Raw genomic sequence first — 2,413 nt, 5'->3', positions numbered from 1 at the left:
CCGCTGCGCCGCCCGTCGCGCCGCTTCCCGCGCCGCGCTGGCCGCTGGTGGACCGGGTGGAGGAGATGCAGGTGGTCACCGGCCTGCTGGAGCAGGGTGAGGTCGGCCTGGTCACGCTGACGGGGCCGGGCGGCGTCGGCAAGACCTCCCTTGCCCTCGCTGTCGCGCACGCCGCTGCCGGCCAGTTCGCGGACGGTGCCGCGTTCGTGTCGCTCGAGACGCTGACCGACGTCTCCCTGATCCGCCAGACCGTCGCCCAGCAGCTTCACCGTCCAGGTCTTGCCTGGTCAGTAGATTGAGGAGAGCCTGCTCGCCTTCTTCGCCCCGCGCCAGATGCTCGTGCTCGTTGACAACGTCGACCAGCAATCCCTTGCTTCGCGTCACCGTGCCCTATGACGTGCCTGACCGGCTGGCGGCCGCCCGCACCCGCGGCGACCCGGCAGCCTTCGACCGCGGCCTGGCCGAGGGACAGGGCTGGACGATCGACAGGGCAGTCGACGCGGGTCTGGCCAGCGCGCCACGTCCTCCCAAAACCCCGGCCGGAAGCAGCGAGACGGTAGACTAGAACGCGTGAGCAACGGCACCGAGGTCGAGGTAATGCCAGAGAGCGACCTGAAAGTCCATGAGGACCTGCGGGTCGATACTTCGCACGGCGATCACGAGCGGTTCGCGCACTACGTCGACAAGAACGAGATGATGGAGAGCCACGTCTTCGGCACTCCCATCAAGGCGCTGTGCGGCAAGATCTGGGTGCCGAGCAGGGACGCGAAGAGGTTCCCCGTCTGCCCGGAGTGCAAGGAAATTTACGAGTCGCTGCCTGATGGCGACGACGACTCTGCGGAGTGAGCGGGGCTGAACAGTCAGCCGCGTACGTTCGGGAAAATTCCTTTGATCTTCTCCGTGGCTGGCAGAAGGCTGCTTACGAAGAGTATTTTCGGGTCGCGCGGCGCGACTTCCTGCTGGTAGCGACGCCTGGCGCGGGCAAGACGACGTATGCCCTCACGGTGGCGGCGCGGCTGCTGGCGCTTCGCGAGGTCGCGGCCGTGACCGTGGTGACGCCCACGGAGCACCTGAAGTACCAGTGGGCGCAGGCGGCGACGGCGTTCGGGATCGCGATCGACCCGTCCTACCGGAACGCGCAGGGCCGCGCGGGTGCCGACTTCCAGGGGGTAGCGGTCACGTACGCCCAGGTGGCGGCGCATCCGGCGCTGCACAGGCAGCGGACGGAGAGCCGGCGGACGCTGGTGATCTTCGACGAGGTCCATCACGCGGGCGACGCGCTGTCGTGGGGCGACGCGATCAGGGAGGCGTTCGAGCCGGCCAGGCGGCGGCTCGCGCTGACCGGGACGCCGTTCCGGTCGGACGCGAACCCGATCCCGTTCGTGTCGTACGTGCCGGAAGCTGACGGCGTAAAGCGGTCGGCCTCGGACTTCGTCTACGGGTACGGGCCGGCGCTGGCCGACGGCGTAGTGCGGCCGGTGATCTTCCTCGCCTACTCCGGTGAGATGCACTGGCGGACCAGGGCCGGTGACGAGATCACCGCCACGCTGGGCACGCCGATGACGAAAGACCAGGTCACGCAGGCGTGGCGGACGGCGCTCGACCCGGCTGGAGAGTGGATCCAGCGGGTGCTCGAGGCCGCGGACCGGCGGCTCACCGAGGTGCGCCGGGCGATGCCGGACGCGGCCGGCCTGGTGATCGCCGGGGACCACGAGACGGCGCGAGCGTACGCGGCGCTGCTGCGGCGGGTTTCCGGCGTGCGGCCGGTCGTCGTGCTCTCGGACGATCCGACGGCGAGCCGGAAGATCTCCGCGTTCGCGTCGTCCACGGACCGCTGGATGGTCGCGGTGCGGATGGTGTCTGAGGGAGTGGACGTGCCCCGGCTTGCGGTCGGGGTGTACGCGACGTCCGTTTCGACGGCGCTGTTCTTCGCGCAGGCGATCGGCCGGTTCGTGCGCGTGCGGCGGCGCGGGGAGACCGCCTCGGTGTTCCTGCCGTCGGTGCCGGTGCTGCTTGGCTTCGCGGCCGAGCTTGAGGCCGAGCGTGACCACGTGGTGCGGGCGCTGTCCCGCGATCCTGAGGCGGAGCTCGCGGAGGCGGAGCGGTCCCGTGACACGCCTGACTTCGAGGTGCTGGGGAAGTCCTTCGAGGCGCTGGCGGCCTCCGCGACGTTTGACCGGGTGCTGTATGACGGCGGGGAGTTCGGCACCGCGACGGAGGCGGGGTCGCTGGAGGAGGAGGACTACCTGGGGCTGCCTGGCCTCCTGGATCCGGACCAGGTGGCCGTGCTGCTGCGCAAGCGACAGTCCCGGCAGCTGACGGCGCGGTCGGCGGCCGCCGCGGCCCCGCTATCTCCGGCTCCCGTCCCCGCCCCCGCGGCTTCGGCTCCCGTCCCCTCGGCCCCGGCCCGGCC

4 protein-coding genes are annotated in these 2,413 nt (G+C 70.7%); all 4 read left to right on the top strand.

Going from position 1 to position 2,413, the window contains the following annotated elements:
- Window positions 1-299, top strand: a 299-nt coding sequence (locus tag WA805_RS16825; protein ID WP_425242811.1) for an NB-ARC domain-containing protein, incomplete at its 5' end; no start/stop codon positions are given.
- Between the two features lie 47 nt (window positions 300-346).
- Window positions 347-565, top strand: coding sequence for a hypothetical protein (locus WA805_RS16820; protein ID WP_425242810.1), 219 nt, complete (start codon window positions 347-349; stop codon window positions 563-565).
- Window positions 566-597: 32 nt separating this feature from the next.
- Window positions 598-846, top strand: a complete 249-nt coding sequence (locus WA805_RS16815; protein ID WP_422290611.1) for a DUF3039 domain-containing protein — start codon at window positions 598-600, stop codon at window positions 844-846.
- Window positions 843-2,413: DEAD/DEAH box helicase (locus tag WA805_RS16810; RefSeq protein ID WP_425242809.1), on the top strand; the 1,571-nt coding region annotated here is incomplete at its 3' end. The genes WA805_RS16815 and WA805_RS16810, both read left to right, overlap by 4 nt.

The organism is Trebonia sp., from assembly GCF_049794275.1.
Classification (GTDB): Bacteria; Actinomycetota; Actinomycetes; order Streptosporangiales; family Streptosporangiaceae; genus Trebonia.
This window is presented reverse-complemented; position numbering and strand designations above follow the sequence as displayed.